The organism is Methylobacterium dankookense (genome assembly GCF_902141855.1).
GTDB classification, from domain to species: Bacteria; Pseudomonadota; Alphaproteobacteria; order Rhizobiales; family Beijerinckiaceae; genus Methylobacterium; species Methylobacterium dankookense.
Genome location: NZ_CABFVH010000045.1, coordinates 1 through 18696 on the forward strand (window position 1 = coordinate 1; position 18696 = coordinate 18696).

The following is an 18696-nucleotide window of genomic DNA, read 5'->3' on the forward strand; positions in this document are numbered from 1 at the left end:
GTCGCCCGGCAGGACCGCGAAGTCGACCCGGTAGGTCGCGGTGATCAGGTGGTGCGGCGTCTTGTACTGAAGCGTGACGCCGTCGACCTCAAGGAGTGGCCCGTGGTCATCCATTGATCGCCTCCTCCACGCTGAACGTTCGACGGTGCTTGTCGACCAAGGCCCCTGTCGTCCGGCCTCCGGCGGCCGGATCGTCCTGTTGCTTGCCAGGGATCTCGAGGCCCCTGGATTGGAGCGCTCTCCGCCGAAGTGGATCCCGGTTCGGCGCAAGAGCGCGCGCCACAACAAGGACTTGGACCCGTTCCCGATTGCAACGCGATCGGGAACGGCTCTAGCGCCCGGGCAGCCCGTGCACGATCGGGAAGAAGTAGTCCTTCCAATCCTTCGGCTCGGTCTTGATGACCTTCAGCTCGTGGAAGTGCCGCGCTTGGAGCATGATTCCGTAGGGCGTCGTGGAGAATACCGTGCCGGGCTCCTTCATGATCGCCACGAGCTGCTCCGGCGGTGTCTTCTCGTTGGTCGCCGCGACGTAGTCCTTGGCGGCCTGGAGCGGATCTTGGGCGATCAGAGCGTTCGCTTCGTCGATGGCGGCGACGATCGCGGCGGCGAGCTTCGGGTTGCGGTTGAACCAGGCGGTGCGGGCGTAGAGGATCGCGTTGCTCACCGGCTCGCCGGCCATCTCGTAGGAGTTGAGCACGGTCCGGATCGCCGGGTCCTGCAGCTCGCGCTGCTGGAAGGGCGGCAGCGAGAAGTGGCTGTTGACCTCGTTCTGCGGGCTCGCCAGCGCCGCCACCGCGTCCGGATGGCCGAGCTGGACCGTCAGGGGATCGAGGCGCGTGGCCTCGCCGGGACCGAATGCCTTCTTGGCCGCGATCTGCAGGAGAACCGCTTGCGAGGACACCTTCACGCTCGGCATGGCGATCTTGTCCTTGCCGGAGAAGTCCTTGAGCGTCTTCACGTCGGGATTGCGGGTCAGGAGCAGCATCGGCGTGGCGCCGACCCCGCTCAGGCCCTTCACGTCGCCGCGCGTGCGGTCGTTGATCAGGATCATGTTGGTCGAGCCGCTGTCGACGATGTCGACATTGCCCGACAGGAGCGCGTCGTTGCCGGCGGCGCCGCTCGTCAGGTTCACCCACTCGACGGTCACGTCGCCGAGCCCGGCCGCCTTGGCCTGTTTCTCGATCAGCTTGAGCCGCTCGGCGAGCACCGCCGGCAGGTAGACGAAGCCCGGCTGCCGGCTGATCCGTACCCGGGCGTCATCCGCCCGGGCCGCCGGTGCCGCGGCGGCAAGCGCCGCGAGCGCCATTCCCAGCGCGGCGAGCCAGCCCCGCACGTTCCGCGATGCATCCATCCTTCGTCCTCCCTCGCCCGGCAGTTCGCGCGCGCCGGATCATCTCGACGAAAACGGCTCAGAAGGCTGGGGTCAGCCCGCTGGCCCGGTAGGCCTGCGCGGCCTCCGGCGTGGTCAGCGAGGCGAGGAAGCGCGCGGCCGCCGCACCCCGGCCCCGCATCGGCGCCGCCCAGAATTCCGTCTCCTCCTGGACCGGGTCCGGGAACGGCCCGACCACCTCGATGCCGGACACCACCATCAGCTCGCTGATCTGCTGGACGGCGAGGTCGGCCTCGCCGGAGACGAGCTTCTCCGCGGTGAAGCCCTGCGGGATGATCGTGGCGCGCGCGTTCACCGCCTCGGCGATGGCGAGCCGCGACAGCAGGCCGGCAAACCAGATGCCGCTGGCGCCGGTGCGCGAGTAGGCCACCGAGCGCGCGCCCGTGAGCGTGGCCTTCAGCGCCTCGACGCTGCCGATCTCGGGGGGCGGCGCCCCGGCCCGCACCGCGATCCCGTAGCGCGAGCGCGCCACGGCGACCCGGTCCTGCGCCTCCACGCGCCCCTCGGCGACGAGGCGGTCCATGGCGTCGGAGAGAACCAGCACCGCGTCGGCGCTCGCCCCGGCGGCGATCCGCTCCATGATCACCGTGGTGGGCGCCCAGTCGATCGCCAGCCGCCCGCCCGCCGCCTCGCAGGCCGGCACGACATGCGCGTCGAAGGCGCCGCGCACCACCAGGGCGCACATCACGTGCAGCGGGGCCTGCGCCGGGGTCTTCGCGTCCTGCGCCGGGGTCTTCACGTCCTGCGCCGGGGTCTTCACGTCCTGCGCCGGGGTCATGGGCGGCTCCTCTCGAACCTTTGGTCCATCGCGGTCTTCTCGATGTCGGCGGATCGGCTTCGGCGTCTCAGCCCCGCGGCGGCAGGTGCCGCAGAAATTCGGGGCCGAGCTCGGACAGGCGGTTCACCCCGAGGAAGGCCATGTCGCGGTGGATCTCCTCCTTGAGGATCCGCATGGCGTGCGCGACGCCCGCCGCCCCGCCGAGCGCGGCCGCGAACATGAAGGGGCGCCCGAGCAGGACGAAGTCGGCCCCGAGCGCCAGCGCCTTGATCACGTCGGTGCCCCGGCGGATGCCGCTGTCGACGATGAGCTTCAGGTCGCCCTTGCGCGCGGCGATCTCGGGCAGGACGTCGAGCGGCGCCACCACGTGGTCGAGCTGGCGCCCGCCATGGGTCGACAGGATCACCCCGTCGGCGCCGCAGCCCCGCGCGATCTCGACATCCTCGGGGGCGAGCAGGCCCTTCACCAGCAGGTTGCCGGGCCAGCGCCGCCGGATCGCCTCTAGGTTCGTCCAGGAGAGCCTGTCGCGGTCGATGCTGTTGCGCACCGATCCCTGCGACAGCATCGGCGGCCCGCGCTCGGCTTCGGTGTTCTCGAAATGCGGCGCCCCGTGCTTCAGGAAGGTCCGCGCGACCACGCCGAGAAGCCAGCGCGGATGCGTGGCGCTCTGCCACATCACCTTCGGGGTGATGCGCATCGGCATCGAGAAGCCGGTGCGGATGTTGTGCTCGCGGTTGCCGAGGGTCGGCGTGTCGGCCGTGACCACGAAGGTGCGGTAGCCGGCGGCCGCCACCCGGTCGACGAGCCGGTCGATCCGGCGCTGGTCGCCCGGCAGATAGGCCTGGTACCACGCGTCCGGGTTCTGGGCGTGCACGTCCTCCAGCCGGATCAGCGAGGAGGCGCTGAGGATCATCGGCACCGCCATCCGCCGGGCCGCCTCGGCGAGCACGAGGTCCCCGCGATAGGCGATGAACGCGGCCCCGCCGAGAGGCCCGATCCCGAAGGGCGCCGCGTAGCGGCGGCCGAACAGCTCGACCGCGGTGTCGCGGCCGGCGGTATCGCGCATCATCCGCGGCAGGAAGGCGTAGTCCGCGTAGGCGTCGCGGCTGCGGCGGAGCGCGGAGCCGGTCTCGGCCCCGCCCGCCACGTACTGGAAGATCATCGGCGGCAGGAAGCGCCGGGCGTGGCGCTCGAAATCGTCGAGCGCCAGGAGATCGCGGAAGCGGTACGGCGTGACCGCGGCGCTGCGCTTCAGGCTGGTGACGAGGGTGTTCGGCGCCGCGATTCCGGGGGCGGCCGCGTCGGCTTGCCCGGAGGTCGCGGCCTCGCGCTCGACGTCCGGCCTTGGCACCGGATCCGATTCGTGCCCCGCGACGCCGGCCGCGGGATGGTCGAGCGTTGCCATCCGCCCCTCCCCGGAGCCCGCGCCTGCGAAGGGCTCGAAGCCCATTGCCAGCGTGTTGAAAGCGGTTTCAGATAGCCATCCGGCGGCGGCGCGGTCAATATGGCAGGCCGCACGAATATGCATAATATTTCTAATTCCTGACCCGGCTGATCCGGTCGAGACGAGGTGACAACCGTGCAGGAGGAACCGGCCGTCGATGCACCGCGGAGCCCGGTGGCCCAGGACGTGGCCCGCCGAGCCGGCGTCTCGACCGCGACTGTCTCGCGGGTGCTCAACGGCTCGGCCGGGGTGCGGGCCGACAAACGCGCGGCGGTGATGCGCGCGGCGCAGGATCTCGGCTTCGTGGCCAACGGCGCGGCCCGCGCACTCTCGACGCGCCGCTTCATGGCGGTCGGCGCGGTGGTGCCCAACATCGAGAACGAGGCGTTCGTCCGCCTCCTGTCGAGCTTCCAGGAGCGGCTGCGGCAGGCGGGCTACACGCTGGTGGCGGCCAATGCCGGCTACGACCTGGAGGACGAGCTGCGCGAGGCGACCTTCCTGCTCGAGCGCGGCATCGACGGGCTGATGCTGGTGGGCGACATCCACCATCCCGCCCTCCACGCCCGCATCGCCCGCCACGGCATCCCGATGGTGCAGGCCTTCACGCTCTCGCAGGAGCGCCCTTGCGTCGGCTTCGACAACGCCGCCTCGGCGGCGCGCGCGGCGGATTACCTGATGGATCTCGGCCATCGCCGGATCGGGGTGATCTCGGGTCTGCGCAAGGACAACGACCGCGGCGGCGCCCGCGTCCGCGGCGTCGCGGGGGCGCTCGCCGCGCGCGGGCTGCGCCTCGCCCCCGAGCACGACATCGAGATCTCCTACGGTATCGGTGGCGGCCGCGACGGCTTCCGGCAGATCATGGCGGGCGGGCCGCCGCCGACGGCGATCATCTGCGGCACCGACCAGATCGCCTTCGGGGCGATGGTCGAGGCCCGCGCCCGCGGCCTCGACGTGCCGGGCGACCTCTCGGTGATCGGCTACAACGATTCCGACATCGCCCCCTTTCTCACCCCGGCCTTGACCACCGTGCGGATCCACTCCGCCGAGATCGGCCGGGCGGCCGGAGACCAGCTTGTCGCCCGCATCACCGGCCGCCCGGCCCTGCGCGTCACCGAGATCGCCGCCGAGCTGATCGTCCGCGCCAGCACCGCGCCGCCGCGGCGCATCGCCCCCTAGGTGACCGGATCTATTGTGCAGGAAGCCGCGATGCGGCAATCTGAAAGCGCTTACAATTCGGCTGTCCCGGCCAGGTTCGGAGATGTGAGAAAGGACGAGGCATGGCGCCCCGCATCGTGCTCCTCCACGCGACGCCGGTCGCGATGGCCCCGATCCAGGCCGCCTTCACGGAACGCTGGCCCGAGGCCGAGACCGTCAACCTCCTCGACGACGGCCTGTCGCTCGACCGGGCTCGCGAGCCCGGCCCGATCTCGGAGGCGATGATCGCGCGCTTCGTCCGGCTCGGCCGCTACGGCCACGACATGGGCGCGGCGGGCATCCTGATCACCTGCTCGGCCTTCGGCCCGGCGATCGACCGGCTGATCGAGACCGTGCCGGTGCCCGTCCTCAAGCCGAACGAGGCGATGTTCCGGGAGGCGATCGCGCAGGGCGAGCGCGTCGGCATGCTCGCGACCTTCGGGCCCTCCGTCGGCACGATGACCGACGAGTTCGAGGACTTCGTCCATGAGGCCGGGCGCCCCGCCCGATTACGGACAATCCTCGTCGACGACGCGATGGCGCGGCTGCGCGCGGGTGACGCCGAGACGCACAACCGCTTGGTCGCGGCGCGCGCGCCCGAACTCGCCGAGTGCGATGCGATCATGCTCGCCCATTTCTCGACCTCGCGGGCGGCCGAGGCCGTGCGGGCGGCCGTCGACGTTCCGGTTCTCACCGCACCCCACGCGGCGGTCGATCGGATGCGCGCGATGGTCGAGGGAGGCGCCTGAGATGAGCATCCTGCCCCTCGGCCTCGGCGCCTTCGCTGGCCGTCTCAGCGGCCATTGCGGCTTCCTGTTCACCGAATTGCCGCTCTCCGAGCGCTTCGCGGCGGCCGCCCGGGCGGGCTTCACGGCGGTGGAGCACCCGAACCTGTTCGCCGCCCCCGCCCGTGAAGTCGCGGGCTGGCTGGAGCAGGCCGGGGTCCCGCTGGTGCAGACCGGCTTCCCGGCGGGGAACGCCGCGAAGGGCGAGAAGGGTTTCGCCGCCCTGCCGGACCGGGTGGCGCAGTACCGGGCGACGATCGAGCCGACCCTCGACTTCGTCGAGGAGCTCGGCTGCCGCATGGTGCACCCGATGGCCGGTGTCCGGCCCGCCGGCATCGCCCGCGAGCGCCTCTGGGACACCTATCTCGAGAACCTCGCCTTCGCGGCGGATGCGGCGGCGCGGCGCGGCATGACGGTGATCGTCGAGCCGATCGGACCGGGCTCGATCGCGAACTACGTGATCGACGACCCGCTGATGGCCGTCGAGGCGATCCGCCTGATCGGGCGGGACAACGTCAAGCTCCTGTTCGACGCCTATCACTGCGTCTGCCTCGGCCAGGACCCGGCGGCGCTGATCCGCGCGCATGCCCCGCTGATCGCCCACGTGCAGATCGCCGACGATCCCGGCCGGCACGAGCCGGGCACCGGCACCATCGCGTTCGGGCCGATCTTCCGCGCCCTGGAAGAGGTCGGCTATGCCGGCCATGTCGGCTGCGAGTACCATCCGGCGACCACCACCGAAGCGGGTCTCGCCTGGATGCGGGCAGGGTGACGGGGCCTCGTCGCGCGGCAGCACCCCGGGTCAGCGCAACGCGCCGAACGTCGATCAGGTCAGGGCATGCAGCGCACCCCCATCGCATTTCTCGGCAGCCTCGATGCAGCGGAGGAGGAGCGCTATCGCGCGGCCCTCTCCGCGGCGATGCCCGAGGAGGTGGTACGCCCGTTCCGCATGCTGACCCAGGCGGAACGCGCCGCGGTCGAGATCGCGATCGTCGCCAATCCCGACCCCTCCGAGGTGGCGCAGCTCCCGCGCCTCGCCTGGATCCAGAGCCTGTGGGCCGGCGTCGAGCGCCTCGTGCGGGATCTTGGCCCGGGGGCGCCGCCGATCGTGCGGCTGGTCGATCCCGAACTCGCCCGCACCATGGCGGAAGCGGTCCTCGCCTGGACCTATTATCTCCAGCGCGACATGCCGGCCTACCGGCGCCAGCAGGAGACGGGCCTGTGGCGCCAGCGGCCATACCGCGCGCCCGCCGACACGACGGTCGGCCTGCTCGGGCTCGGCGCCCTCGGCAAGGCGGCCGCGCAGCGCCTCGTGCAGGCGGGTTTCCGGGTCGCGGCCTGGACCCGTTCGGCTCCGGCGGAGGACGGATCCCTGGCCGGTGTCGCGACCGCCTTCGGCCCCGACGGCCTTCCGGATCTCCTCGGGCGTAGCGACATCGTCGTCTGCCTGCTTCCGCTGACGGCCGAGACGCACGGGCTTCTCGATGCGGGCCGCCTGGCCGCGATGAAGCCGGGCGCCGCCCTGATCAACGTCGCCCGCGGCGCGATCGTCGTCACCGACGCCCTGATCGCGGCCCTCGATACCGGCCACCTCGAACACGCGGTGCTCGACGTGTTCGAGACCGAGCCGCTCCCGACCGCATCGCCCCTGTGGCGGCATCCCAAAATCACCGTCCTTCCGCATGTGACCGGACCGACGAACCACGGCAGCGCCGCGGCCGTCGTCGCGAGCAACCTACGCGCGTACCGGGAGACAAGACGCGTGCCGGCAGCCGTCGACGTCGCGCGCGGTTATTGAGTGCCTGTTTGAGCAGATCGCGCAGATCTCCGGGACTTGACCCTGCATACTGTCACCGACCAATCTACCTTGCCCGAGCTCCGATGGTCCCGGATCTGAACGAGGGTCAGTATCGAGCCCCCGGGCAGCGAGAACGGAGGGTGCGTCGCATGGTGGGACAACCGCGCTGCATCGCTCTCGTGGGCCCGTCTCAGAGCGGCAAAACCCTCCTGCTCGAGGCGCTGCAGCGGCGGTGCCGGTCGGGCGAGAACCACGCCAACAACGGAAGCCGATCGGCGCAGGCGGCTGCATCCCGCACCCATGCGATGAGCATGGAGCTGAACCTCGCCACCTTGCACTACCTTGATGACACCTTCACCTTTATTGACTGTCCGGGATCCCGGGAGTTTGCACACGCAAGCAGCGCCGCCCTCACGACCTGCGACGCGGCCGTCGTCGTGTGCGAGGCCGACGAGCGCCGGCTGCCCGCCCTGCAGCTGGTGCTGCGGGAGCTTGAAGAGCAAGGCGTTCCGCGTCTGCTGTTCGTCAACAAGATCGACACTGCAACGCAGGGCCTGCGCGATACCCTGGCAGCACTTCAGACCGTCTCTCGTCCGCCGCTGCTCATGCGGCAGATCCCGATCTGGGACGGCGGGAACGCGACGGGTTTCATCGATCTCGCTCTCGAGCGCGCCTTCGTCTACCGCAACCATGCTCCGAGCACGATCATCGCGCTGCCCGATGGCGAGCTGCCGCGCGAAAAGGAGGACCGCTTCACACTTCTGGAGCGCCTCGCCGACCATGACGACGTCCTCATGGAGCAGCTCGTCACCGACGCCGAGCCCTCGCGCGACCGCATCATGGCCGACCTCGCGCGCGAGCTTCGATCGGGTCAGGCGGTCTCGGTGCTGATCGGCTCGGCCCTGCAGGGCAACGGCCTCACCCGATTGCTCAAAGCTCTGCGCCACGAAGCGCCTCGGCTGGCCGATACGCGGCGACGCCTCGGACTGCCCGATGAGGGACCTGCCGTCGCTCAGGTTCTCCTCACACGGCATTCAGGCTTCGGCGGCAAGGTCTCGGTCGCCCGCGTCCTCAACGGCAACTTCCACGAGGGCGATACAGTCGCCGGCGCAGGGGGCGTGACGACTCGGATCGGGGGAATCGTTCCAGCCCTGAACCCCCAAGCAGAGCGCGTAGCCATCGCGAGCGAGGGCACGATCGCGAGCTTCGCAAAGCTGGAGGGTATTGGCACGGGATCCCGCTTCGCGACGGATGCGACGTTCACCGCAGGCGCTTCGTCTTCGCTGCCGCCGGTCTTTGCCAGGACGATATGGGTCCGTGATCGTAAGGACGACGTGCGTCTGACCGCCGCCCTCGCCAAGCTCGTCGAGGAAGATCCGTCGTTGAGCGTGCAGCACCGTTCGGATCCCGACGAGATCCGCCTCCTGGGTCAGGGCGAGATGCACTTGAGGGTCGCGGTGGAGCGGCTCTCTGAGCGCTTCGGCGTGAGCGTGGACCATGCGCGTCCGAAGGTGGCCTACCGAGAGACGATCCGGGAGACGGCGACCGGGCACGGGCGGCTCAAGAAGCAGACCGGCGGCCACGGTCAGTTCGCGGATGTACGGCTTTCAGTCCGGCCCCTTCAACGTGGACAGGGCTTCGTGTTTGAAGATGCGGTCGTTGGCGGTGCGGTGCCGCGCAAGTTCATCCCCTCCGTCGAGGCAGGGGCCCGCGCCTATATCCGCCGGGGTCCCCTGGGCTTCCCGGTCGAGGATATCGCCGTCACCTTGACGGACGGGTCCGCACACACGGTCGATTCCTCCGATGCCGCCTTTCAAGGTGCGGCGCGACTTGCGCTCGACGAAGCCCTGCCGGCAGCGGAGCCGGTGCTGCTCGAACCCGTGCTGGTCGTGACCATCCTGAACCCGTCAGCTTCGACCGCGAAGGTGACGGGCCTCGTCACGGGACGCCGAGGGCAGATCCTGGGCTACGATGCTCGACCCGACTGGCCGGGCTGGGACGTGGTGGATGCCCTGATCCCGGAGGCGGAAACGTCGGACCTCATCGTGGAGCTGCGCTCGCTGACGGCCGGAATCGGCGGCTTCTCAGCGCATTTCAGCCATATGGCCGAGCTGACCGGCCCGCCCGCGGATGCTGTGTTGCATCGATCGTGAGGCTCTGCCCGATCTGGACCGAGAATCCGGAGGCAGATCGAAGCGACGGCTCCAGCATGATTGACGGTCGAGCATGGTTCCCGGCCCGCGACCGTTTACGTACGAGGGGCTGGATTCGCGGAATGCGAGGACCTGCCCCTCCGGTGCGAAACCCGGCTCGATCCGTAGCCGGGACACGCGATCCCGGACCGGCGCGACACCCCAGAGGCCAGGATGTCTGACGATCGCTACCACAAGAAGTCGTTGAGCAACCGCCCGCTTCACCCCGAGACCCTGATGCTGGGCTACGGCTACGATCCGGCCTTGTCGGAAGGCGCCGTAAAGCCGCCAGTCTTTCTCACCTCGACCTTCGTGTTCACCTCGGCCGAGCACGGCAAGGCGTTCTTCGACTACGTCTCCGGGCGGCGCGAGCCGCCGGCAGGCGAGGCGGCGGGGTTGGTCTATTCGCGCTTCAACCATCCCAACAGCGAGATCGTCGAGGACAGGCTCGCCGTGTTCGAGGAGGCCGAGGCCGGGTTGGTCTTCTCCTCCGGCATGTCGGCGATCGCCACGACGATCCTGGCCTTTGCCAGGCCCGGTGACGTGATCCTGCACTCGCAGCCGCTTTACGGGGGCACCGAGACGCTGATTGCCAAGACCCTGGCGGGCTTCGGCATCGCTTCGGTCGGCTTTGCCGATGGTGCCAATCCGGCAAGCGTCCGCGGCGCGGCCGCGCGCGCAGCCGAAATGGGACGCGTCAGCATCATCATGGTCGAGACGCCGTCCAACCCGCTGAACACCCTGGTCGATCTCGGGTTGATCCGTGTCGTTGCCGACGAGATCGGCGCCCGTCAGGGTGGCGAGGCCCCCGTGGTCGTCTGCGACAACACCCTGCTCGGTCCCCTGTTTCAGCACCCGCTGCGCCACGGCGCCGACATCTCGGTCTACTCCCTGACAAAGTATGTGGGCGGTCATTCGGATCTCATCGCGGGCGCCGCCCTCGGCGCAGCGGCGCGGATACGGCCGGTGCGGATGCTGCGCTCGGCGATCGGGACGGGGCTCGATCCGCATTCCTGCTGGATGCTCGGGCGCTCGCTCGAGACCCTGTCGCTCCGGATGCGTGCCGCGAACCGCAACGGTGAGATCGTCGCAGCGATGCTGGCGGAGCATCCGAAGGTCTCGCGCCTCCACCATCTCGCCCATCTGGCGCCGGGCTCCGATCAGGCGCGCGTTTATGCCGAGCAATGCGCGGCACCGGGGTCGACCTTCTCCTTCGACGTGGTGGGCGGCGAGGCCGAGGCGTTCCGGGTTCTGAATGCCCTGCAATTGTTCAAGCTCGCCGTCAGCCTCGGCGGCACCGAGTCGCTCGCCAGCCACCCGGCCTCGACCACACATTCGGGCGTGCCCAAGGCGGTCCGCGACCGCCTCGGCATCACGGACTCGACGATTCGCGTGTCGATCGGGATCGAGCATCCGGACGACCTCGTGGCCGATCTGGCGGAGGCTCTCGCGAATCTTGGCTGAACACCGCGGATGTGCCTTCGGCGCTCGCTTGGGCCAGATCCCGGCATGGGGGTAACGGTCCTGCAAAGGACGCTCACGCCGCGGCAAGCTTTTCTCATCGTCTCTCACCGAACGCGGTGACGTCTCGGAAATATCAGCGGGTGATCGCAGGCATTCCAGGATGGACGGTGCTCTACGACGAGAGTAGGTTCGATCCTAGCTGGATCGTCGTCTCCGCGTTCCTACCCTCTCATGCTCCGAGGGACTGCTATGCGTGCCGGTGCGCAAGATGCTGTCTGCTATTGCGGCGTTCCGGATGCCTGCCTGCCAAGACTGTCACACGAGACGGGAAGCACCGAATACGCCAATCGTTCGTCATTTTTTCTTTTATTATTTTGCGTTATAATTGATTTTTTAAATCTTATCCTTCATGATTTCTGCTGCAATCACTCGAGAGCACGCATGAAATTGTGTCGTGCTGGCGAGTTCTGCAAGGTTTTCGCTCTCTCCGCCGGTTGTCGATCCATCTGCCCTTGGTGGACATCCGGCACCAAGGCTCACACGGCCTCTATCCAATACTGGGCCTTATGGGACCGCAGCTATGCCCGCCAGGGTCGCGGCGGCGCAAGAGGAGCGCTGTCAAAGCGAGATCTGGATTTCGGGCATGCGGTCTAATTTTGCCGCGTGCAAGGCTCGGCCTGCCCCCATGTAATCCTTTGCGAGAGCGAACACGCAATGGCTGACATCATGCCTTTGGCGCTCCACGTTCCAGAGCCTGCTGTCCGGCCGGGCGGCGTGCCAGATTTCTCCAGCGTCAAGATCCCCAAAGCCGGAGCAGTGCCGCGTCCCGAAGTCGACATCGGCTCGGAAGCGATCCGGGATCTGGCCTTCTCCATCATTCGCGTTCTGAACAGGAATGGCGAGGCCGTTGGGCCGTGGTCCGGCTTGCTCACCGATGACGACCTTCGCGACGGCCTGCGGCATATGCTGACCTTGCGCACCTTCGACGCAAGGATGCTCCTCAGCCAGAGGCAGGGCAAAACCTCCTTCTACATGCAGCACCTTGGCGAGGAGGCGATAAGCTGCGCCTTTCAGAAGGCGCTCTCTCCCGGGGACATGAACTTCCCGACTTATCGGCAAGCCGGCCTCCTGATCGCGAGCGGCTACCCGCTCGCGGCGATGATATGTCAGATCTACTCGAATATTCGGGACCCTCTGAAGGGCCGTCAGCTGCCTGTCCTGTATTCGTCGAAGCCGCATGGGTTCTTTACCGTGTCCGGCAACCTGGCCACGCAATATGTCCAGGCCGTCGGCTGGGCGATGGCTTCCGCGATCCGGAATGACACGAAGATCGCAGCGGCATGGATCGGGGATGGCTCGACGGCGGAATCCGACTTTCACGCCGCCCTCGTCTTCGCCTCGACCTACAAGGCGCCCGTGGTGCTCAACATCGTCAACAACCAGTGGGCGATCTCGACCTTCCAGGGCATCGCCCGAGGTGGGGCAGGAACCTTCGCGGCGCGAGGCCTGGGGTTCGGCATCCCCGCGCTGCGGGTCGACGGCAACGACTACCTCGCCGTTCACGCGGTGGCCCAATGGGCGATCGAGCGGGCACGGCGCAATCTCGGGCCGACGCTCGTCGAATACGTGACGTACCGGGTCGGGGCCCACTCGACCTCGGACGACCCCTCGGCCTATCGCCCGAAAACCGAATCCGACGCCTGGCCGCTCGGCGATCCGATCATTCGATTGAAGAACCACCTGATTCTGCAGGGCGCGTGGTCCGAGGAGCGGCACAAGCAGGCGGAAGCCGAGATCCTCGAGACGGTGATCGCAGCTCAGAAGGAGGCGGAGAGCTTCGGGACGCTCCATTCCGGGGAGAAGCCTTCGGCACGGGAGATGTTCGAGGGCGTCTATGCCGAGATGCCGCCACACCTGCTCCGGCAACGCCAGCGGGCTGGAGTATAAGTCATGCCGCGCATGTCGATGGTCGAGGCAATCCGGGACGCGATGGACGTGATGATGGCGCGCGACGAGACCGTCGTGGTCTTCGGGGAGGATGTCGGTTACTTTGGCGGCGTGTTCCGCTGCACCTATGGCCTTCAGCAGAAATACGGAACGACGCGCTGCTTCGACGCGCCCGTGAGCGAATCCGGGATCGTGGGAACGGCTGTCGGCATGGCCGCCTACGGTCTCCGGCCCTGCGTCGAGATCCAATTCGCCGATTACGTGTATCCGGCCTACGATCAGATCGTGTCGGAAGCCGCGCGGCTGCGGTATCGCTCGAACGGCGAGTTCACCTGCCCCCTCGTCGTCCGGATGCCGACGGGTGGCGGCATCTTCGGCGGACAGACCCACAGCCAGAGCCCGGAGGCGCTCTTCACCCACGTCTCCGGGCTGAAGACGGTCGTGCCCTCGAACCCCTACGATGCCAAGGGGCTCCTCATCGCCGCGATCGAGGATCCGGACCCCGTGATCTTCCTCGAGCCGAAGCGTCTCTACAACGGCCCCTTCGATGGGCATCACGATCGTCCCATCACGCCCTGGTCGCAGCACGAGGCCAGCGACGTACCGGCGGGCCACTTCGCTCTCCCGCTCGGCAAGGCCTCGGTCGTCCGCGCCGGCACAGCCGTTACGGTGCTGGCCTACGGGACGATGGTGCATGTGGCGCAGGCGGCCGCCGCGGAGACGGGCATCGACGCGGAGATCATCGATCTGCGCACCCTGATCCCGCTCGATCTCGACACGCTGGCGGCCTCCGTCGCCAAGACCGGTCGCTGCGTGATCGTCCACGAGGCCACGCTGACCTCCGGGTTCGGCGCGGAACTCGCGGCCCTCGTCCAGGAGACCTGCTTCTTCCACCTCGAGGCGCCGATCGCACGCGTTGCCGGATGGGATACGCCCTATCCCCACGCGCAGGAATGGGACTACTTCCCCGGGCCGGCCCGGGTGGGGCGCGCCCTCGCCGAGACGGTGGAGGCCTGACATGGGCGATCACCTGATCACGATGCCCGATGTCGGCGAGGGGATTGCCCAGGCCGAGCTGGCCGAGTGGTTCGTGAAAGTGGGTGATCGCGTCCGTGAGGACGCCGTGCTGGCCGCCGTCACCACCGACAAGGCGACAGCGGAGATACCCTCGCCGGTGACGGGACAGGTCGTGTGGCTCGGGGCCGAGATCGGCGACGTCGTCGCCGTCGGCGCACCGCTGATCCGCCTCGCGGTCGAGCCTGAGGGCGGTGCCGGCCGTCTCGACGGAGATCGGAACGCGGACGCACAGCCCGCCGCGCATGCGGAACCGCGCGCGGCACGGGACGCGGATCAGGCCGCCATGGTGCAGGGCGACGACGCGGGCGCCCCGCGTCGCGCAGACGAGACGGCACTGGCCTCGCCCGCCGTGAGACTGCGGGCCCGGAAGGCCGGGATCGATCTCGGGCGGGTGCCCGGCTCGGGTCCCTCCGGCCGCGTGGTCCACGAGGATCTCGACGCCTATCTCGTCCGTGACGCGCGAGAGACCGGAACAGCGGACATCTCTCGGAACACATCGGTCGAGCCCGTCAAGGTCACCGGTATCCGCCGCAAGATCGCGGAGAAGATGGCGCTCGCCGCCTCACGCATTCCACACATCACCTATGTGGAGGAAGTCGACGTCACGGCGCTCGAGGAACTCAGGACCAATCTGAACGCGAACAGGCGTGCAGACCGACCGAAGCTGACGCTGCTCCCGCTCCTGATGCTGGCCATGGTGAAGGCCATCGCGGACCAGCCGAATCTGAACGCGCTCTATGACGACGAAGCCGGCATCCTCCACCGGCACGGCGGCGTGCATATCGGCATCGCAACGCAGACGCCCTCGGGCCTCGTCGTTCCCGTGATCCGGCATGCGGAGACGCGGGATCTCTGGAATTGCGCCGCCGAATTGAGCCGCATCTCGGAGGCGGCCAGGGCGGGCGCAGCCACGCGTGAGGAACTGGCCGGCTCGACGATCACCGTCACCTCGCTCGGTGCCCTCGGCGGCATCGCCTCGACGCCGATCATCAACCACCCCGAAGTCGCCGTCATCGGCGTCAACAGGATCGCGGTGCGTCCGGTCTGGAGCGGGGCGGCGTTCATCCCGCGCAAGATGATGAACCTGTCGTCGAGCTTCGACCATCGCGTCATCGACGGCTGGGATGCGGCTGTGTTCATCCAGCGCATCAAGACGCTTCTGGAAAGTCCGGCTCTGCTCTTCGTGGACGCTTGAGGCGCCACACCGGAGCGGACGCCACGAAGGCCGTCCATCTCCCGCGCCATCCCGTCCTCACGACTTGCGCTGCGCTGACCCTCGGTCGAAGCGCTCCAGCAGCCGCTCGGCCCGGCGCAGATGGGGATGATCGAGCATCGCGCCGGCCTGCCCGATCACCCCTGCCCCGGGCGAGCCCGCAAAGGCCGCAACCACGGCCCGCGCCTCCGTCAACGCCGCCTCCGAGGGGCGGAAGGCGGCATTGATGATCGGGACTTGAGCCGGGTGGATGGCCAACTTCCCCGTGAACCCGTCCCGGCGCGCCTCTCGGCATTCCCGTTCGAGCGCTGCGAGATCTCCGTAGGCGAGATGGACCGTATCGATCGCGTCGGCCCCTGCCGCGGCCGCCGCCAGAAGGGTCAAGTCACGCGCGAGGCGATAAGGACTGGTCCAGGCCCCGGACCCGTCGCGGTTCGTCTCGGCGCCGAGATCCGCGGAGAGGTCTTCCGCACCCCAGGTGATCCCGCAGAGGCGCGGATGCCCCTCGGACAGGCTCGTGAGAGCCAGGACGGCGCGGGCCGTCTCGGTCGCAATGGGCAGGATCCGGGTCGTGCCGGCAGCGATACCATTGGCAGCCTCGAGCCGGCGGAGCCGCGCGTCGAGAGCCTGTATGTCCGCGCCGAGAACGGCCTTGGGCAGAACGACGCCGTGTGGGCGGGTCGGGATCACCGCCGCAAGGTCGTCGTCCGCCAGGCCCGTCCCGAACGCGTTCACGCGCACGAGAAGGCGTGGGCGCTCGGCCTCCCTCCCGGCCTGCTCCAGAAAGGCGACGGCATGACGTCGCGCTGCCGACTTCCCGCTCACGGCGACCGAATCCTCGAGGTCGACGATGAGGGCGTCGGCGCCCGAGCTCAGCGCCTTCTCAAGCTTGTGCGGCGCATCGCCGGGAACGAACAGGAGCGAGCGCATCGCCGTCATGCCCCGCTCGCCGCGGGCCGGCGACACATGAAGGCCTGCCTGCGGCACTCGGCGACCAGAACCTCGTCCTGCCGGTAGGCTCGGTGGATGAAGTCGACGATCCCCGCATCGGGGCGGGAGCGCGAGAGGCGCTTGGCCGCCACCTCGGTCGTCGCGTGGACGGTGTCGCCCTCGAAGAGCGGGGCCGGGAAGCGCACCTCGCTCATGCCGAGATTGCCGATCGTCGTGCCGAGCGTCAGGTCGTTGACCGAGATGCCGATCATCAGCCCGAGCGTGAACAGCGAGTTCATCAGCGGCCGGCCCCACTCGGTTTCGGTCGCGCAGAAATGCGCGTCGATGTGGAGAGGCTGGGGATTGAGGGTCAGGCTCGAGAACAGGACGTTGTCCATCTGCGTCACCGTGCGGGTGAGGCGGTGGGAGACGACCACGCCGATCTCGAAATCCTCGTAGTAGAGGCCGCCTCGCGGATGGGACGTGTGGGAGACGGTCGGGCTCATCCGGCTTCCTCTCGCGTCAGGGTGAAGAGGCTGGCGCCCTCGGCTACCTGCAGGCCGGGCTCGGCCGCCACCGCGACGACCGAGCCGGCGACGGGGGCGGTGAGCGTGTGCTCCATCTTCATCGCCTCGATGATGCCGAGGCGCTGGCCGCGCGTGACACGGTCGCCGGGGGCGACGAAGACGTCAACGATCCGGCCGTGCATCGGTGCGGTGATATCGCCCGCATGGTCCGCATGCGCGGACGCGCTCTCGGCCGGATCCGGCGCTTCGAGGCTGACCTGACGCCCCTCGTGAAGGACGAGGATGCCGCCCCCGGCAGGCACGATCTCGATCGTCCGGTCGGCCGCCCGGGTCGGACAGGCCTTCCCCCGGTACAGGACCCGTGGCGGGCTGCTCGTGCCGGCCTCAGGCCAGATCAGTGTGACCGCGTCGTGCCGGCCGTCGATCCGGAGCGGCCAGGATTGCCGCCGCGGCGCGCCGAGCTGAAAGCCGTCGGCGACATCCCAGGGTGAGGCCGTGCCGCCCGCCGGTTGTGCCTGGTCGAGCCCGAGCATCGCCAGCACCCCGAGACCGATGCAGGCCGGATCGATGTCCGGCTCGCTCACGAGAGTGTCGCGCTCGCGCTCGATCGCATCGGTGTCGTAGCGGCCGGCCCGGAAGGTCTCGGAGGCGGTCAGGCGTCGCAGGAAGGCGAGGTTCGTCCGCGGCCCGGCCACGAATGTCGCGTCGAGCGCCCGACGCAGGCGCGTCACCGCCTCGGCGCGGGTCGGCCCGTGCGCGACGAGCTTGGCGATCATGGGATCGTAGCAGGGACCGACGACGTCGCCGGCCCGCACGCCCGTATCGACGCGCACGTCCTGGGGCAACCGCAGCGCGTAGAGGCGGCCTGTGGATGGCAGGAAGCCCGCCGCCGGATCCTCGGCATAGAGCCGCGCCTCGATCGCGTGCCCGTCGATCCGCAGGTCGTCCTGGCTCATGGGAAGCGGCTGTCCGGCCGCGACCAGGAACTGCCACGCGACGAGGTCGAGGCCGGTGATCGCCTCGGTGATCGGATGCTCCACCTGGAGACGGGTGTTCATCTCCATGAACCAGAAATTCTCGGGCGCGAGCGCCCGATCCCCGGCGGCGATGAACTCGACCGTCCCGGCGCCGACATAGCTGCACGCCCGGGCCACCTCGATCGCAGCCCGGCCCATTGCGGCGCGCACCGTCGGATTCATACCCGGTGCCGGCGCCTCCTCGAGGACCTTCTGGTGGCGGCGCTGCAGGGAACAGTCGCGCTCGAACAGGTGGACCGCCCCGCCTTGCGCGTCGCAGAAGACCTGAACCTCGATATGGCGCGGGTTCGGCACGTACCGCTCGATCAGGACCTGCGGGTTGCCGAAGGCGCTCGCGGCCTCGCGCCGTGCGCTTTCGAGTGCTTCCGTGAACGCCGCCGGCGCATCGACGCGCCGGATCCCCTTCCCGCCCCCGCCGGCCACCGCCTTGATCAGCAGCGGATAGCCGACGGTTTCAGCCGCGGCGCGCAGGTGATCGCTCCCTTGGTCCTCGCCCTGATAGCCAGGGATGACGGGCACGCCGGCTGCCGCCACGAGCGCCTTGGCGCGGTGCTTGAGGCCCATGGCCTGAATCGCGGCAGCGGGCGGCCCGACGAAGACGATTCCGGCCTGCGCGCAAGCCTCGGCGAGGCCCGGATGCTCGGACAGGAAGCCGTATCCCGGATGGAGGCAATCGACCCCGGCCCGCGCTGCGGCCTCGACGATGCGGTCGATCCGCAAGTAGGACTCGGCGGCCGGCGCCGGCCCGATCGGGTAGGCCTCGTCGGCGAGCGCCACGTGCAGCGCGGTGCGGTCGGCCTCCGAATAAACCGCGACCGTGCGCATCCCGAGGCGCCGCGCCGTGCGCATGATCCGGCAGGCGATCTCGCCGCGATTGGCGACGAGGACGGAATCGAGGCGCCGGATCATCGATGGGCCTC

The 18696-nt window shown here is 69.0% G+C and carries 15 protein-coding genes and 1 pseudogene; 9 read left to right on the top strand and 7 right to left on the bottom strand.

The window, feature by feature from the left end; all coding sequences use genetic code 11:
• The 4 genes and pseudogenes from MTDSW087_RS30995 to MTDSW087_RS23705 all read right to left on the bottom strand — a co-directional run.
• Positions 1–114: pseudogene (locus MTDSW087_RS30995) on the bottom strand (ABC transporter ATP-binding protein); the annotation flags it as partial.
• Positions 115–331: 217 nt separating this feature from the next.
• Entirely contained in the window at positions 332–1351 is a 1020-nt protein-coding gene (locus tag MTDSW087_RS23695) for an ABC transporter substrate-binding protein (protein ID WP_144767330.1), read from the bottom strand.
• A 58-nt stretch (positions 1352–1409) separates the two neighbouring features.
• Positions 1410–2075, bottom strand: coding sequence for a molybdate ABC transporter substrate-binding protein (locus tag MTDSW087_RS23700; RefSeq protein ID WP_144767366.1), 666 nt, complete (start codon positions 2073–2075; stop codon positions 1410–1412).
• A gap of 160 nt (positions 2076–2235) precedes the next feature.
• Positions 2236–3573: an alpha-hydroxy acid oxidase gene (locus MTDSW087_RS23705; RefSeq protein ID WP_144767331.1), complete on the bottom strand. Its 1338-nt coding sequence runs from the start codon at positions 3571–3573 to the stop codon at positions 2236–2238.
• Between the two features lie 174 nt (positions 3574–3747).
• On the opposite strand from MTDSW087_RS23705, the gene MTDSW087_RS23710 reads away from it, so the two are divergent.
• From MTDSW087_RS23710 to MTDSW087_RS23750, 9 genes are all read left to right on the top strand, one after another.
• Entirely contained in the window at positions 3748–4788 is a 1041-nt protein-coding gene (locus MTDSW087_RS23710; RefSeq protein ID WP_144767332.1) for a LacI family DNA-binding transcriptional regulator, read from the top strand.
• A 101-nt stretch (positions 4789–4889) separates the two neighbouring features.
• On the top strand, positions 4890–5555 hold the full coding sequence (locus MTDSW087_RS23715; RefSeq protein WP_144767333.1) for an aspartate/glutamate racemase family protein: 666 nt from the start codon (positions 4890–4892) through the stop codon (positions 5553–5555).
• 1 nt (position 5556) lies between these two features.
• Positions 5557–6363, top strand: coding sequence for a hydroxypyruvate isomerase family protein (locus MTDSW087_RS23720; RefSeq protein ID WP_144767334.1), 807 nt, complete (start codon positions 5557–5559; stop codon positions 6361–6363).
• Positions 6364–6429: 66 nt separating this feature from the next.
• A complete protein-coding gene (locus tag MTDSW087_RS23725) occupies positions 6430–7389 on the top strand; it encodes a 2-hydroxyacid dehydrogenase (RefSeq protein ID WP_144767335.1) in 960 nt (319 codons plus the stop codon).
• A gap of 149 nt (positions 7390–7538) precedes the next feature.
• A complete protein-coding gene (locus MTDSW087_RS23730; RefSeq protein ID WP_144767336.1) occupies positions 7539–9542 on the top strand; it encodes an elongation factor G in 2004 nt (667 codons plus the stop codon).
• A 213-nt stretch (positions 9543–9755) separates the two neighbouring features.
• Positions 9756–11045, top strand: a complete 1290-nt coding sequence (locus MTDSW087_RS23735) for a cystathionine gamma-synthase family protein (protein ID WP_144767337.1) — start codon at positions 9756–9758, stop codon at positions 11043–11045.
• A gap of 714 nt (positions 11046–11759) precedes the next feature.
• Positions 11760–12992 carry a thiamine pyrophosphate-dependent enzyme gene (locus tag MTDSW087_RS23740; RefSeq protein ID WP_144767338.1) on the top strand — a complete coding sequence of 411 codons (1233 nt, stop codon included), beginning with the start codon at positions 11760–11762 and terminating at the stop codon, positions 12990–12992.
• A 3-nt stretch (positions 12993–12995) separates the two neighbouring features.
• A complete protein-coding gene (locus MTDSW087_RS23745) occupies positions 12996–14009 on the top strand; it encodes an alpha-ketoacid dehydrogenase subunit beta (protein WP_144767339.1) in 1014 nt (337 codons plus the stop codon).
• A 1-nt stretch (position 14010) separates the two neighbouring features.
• Positions 14011–15264 carry a dihydrolipoamide acetyltransferase family protein gene (locus MTDSW087_RS23750; RefSeq protein ID WP_144767340.1) on the top strand — a complete coding sequence of 418 codons (1254 nt, stop codon included), beginning with the start codon at positions 14011–14013 and terminating at the stop codon, positions 15262–15264.
• A 57-nt stretch (positions 15265–15321) separates the two neighbouring features.
• Here the strand turns inward: MTDSW087_RS23750 and MTDSW087_RS23755 are convergent, their stop codons facing one another.
• From MTDSW087_RS23755 to MTDSW087_RS23765, 3 genes are read right to left on the bottom strand one after another with little or no spacing between them, the layout of a single operon-like run.
• Positions 15322–16212 carry an HpcH/HpaI aldolase/citrate lyase family protein gene (locus tag MTDSW087_RS23755; RefSeq protein ID WP_144767341.1) on the bottom strand — a complete coding sequence of 297 codons (891 nt, stop codon included), beginning with the start codon at positions 16210–16212 and terminating at the stop codon, positions 15322–15324.
• Positions 16213–16217: 5 nt separating this feature from the next.
• Positions 16218–16718, bottom strand: a complete 501-nt coding sequence (locus MTDSW087_RS23760; RefSeq protein ID WP_144767342.1) for a MaoC family dehydratase — start codon at positions 16716–16718, stop codon at positions 16218–16220.
• Entirely contained in the window at positions 16715–18685 is a 1971-nt protein-coding gene (locus MTDSW087_RS23765; RefSeq protein ID WP_144767343.1) for an ATP-binding protein, read from the bottom strand. Before MTDSW087_RS23765 ends, MTDSW087_RS23760 begins: the two co-directional genes overlap by 4 nt.
• Positions 18686–18696: the final 11 nt, after the last annotated feature.

What these genes read in the sequence shown, in the direction of transcription:
- MTDSW087_RS23760 (WP_144767342.1), bottom strand. Translation starts at nt 16,718, where the DNA reads ATGAGCCCGACCGTCTCCCACACGTCCCATCCGCGAGGCGGCCTCTAC.
- MTDSW087_RS23735 (WP_144767337.1), top strand. Translation starts at nt 9,756, where the DNA reads ATGTCTGACGATCGCTACCACAAGAAGTCGTTGAGCAACCGCCCGCTT.
- MTDSW087_RS23740 (WP_144767338.1), top strand. Translation starts at nt 11,760, where the DNA reads ATGGCTGACATCATGCCTTTGGCGCTCCACGTTCCAGAGCCTGCTGTC.
- MTDSW087_RS23715 (WP_144767333.1), top strand. Translation starts at nt 4,890, where the DNA reads ATGGCGCCCCGCATCGTGCTCCTCCACGCGACGCCGGTCGCGATGGCC.
- MTDSW087_RS23725 (WP_144767335.1), top strand. Translation starts at nt 6,430, where the DNA reads ATGCAGCGCACCCCCATCGCATTTCTCGGCAGCCTCGATGCAGCGGAG.
- MTDSW087_RS23745 (WP_144767339.1), top strand. Translation starts at nt 12,996, where the DNA reads ATGCCGCGCATGTCGATGGTCGAGGCAATCCGGGACGCGATGGACGTG.
- MTDSW087_RS23695 (WP_144767330.1), bottom strand. Translation starts at nt 1,351, where the DNA reads ATGGATGCATCGCGGAACGTGCGGGGCTGGCTCGCCGCGCTGGGAATG.
- MTDSW087_RS23705 (WP_144767331.1), bottom strand. Translation starts at nt 3,573, where the DNA reads ATGGCAACGCTCGACCATCCCGCGGCCGGCGTCGCGGGGCACGAATCG.
- MTDSW087_RS23720 (WP_144767334.1), top strand. Translation starts at nt 5,557, where the DNA reads ATGAGCATCCTGCCCCTCGGCCTCGGCGCCTTCGCTGGCCGTCTCAGC.
- MTDSW087_RS23765 (WP_144767343.1), bottom strand. Translation starts at nt 18,685, where the DNA reads ATGATCCGGCGCCTCGATTCCGTCCTCGTCGCCAATCGCGGCGAGATC.
- MTDSW087_RS23750 (WP_144767340.1), top strand. Translation starts at nt 14,011, where the DNA reads ATGGGCGATCACCTGATCACGATGCCCGATGTCGGCGAGGGGATTGCC.
- MTDSW087_RS23755 (WP_144767341.1), bottom strand. Translation starts at nt 16,212, where the DNA reads ATGCGCTCGCTCCTGTTCGTTCCCGGCGATGCGCCGCACAAGCTTGAG.
- MTDSW087_RS23730 (WP_144767336.1), top strand. Translation starts at nt 7,539, where the DNA reads ATGGTGGGACAACCGCGCTGCATCGCTCTCGTGGGCCCGTCTCAGAGC.
- MTDSW087_RS23700 (WP_144767366.1), bottom strand. Translation starts at nt 2,075, where the DNA reads ATGTGCGCCCTGGTGGTGCGCGGCGCCTTCGACGCGCATGTCGTGCCG.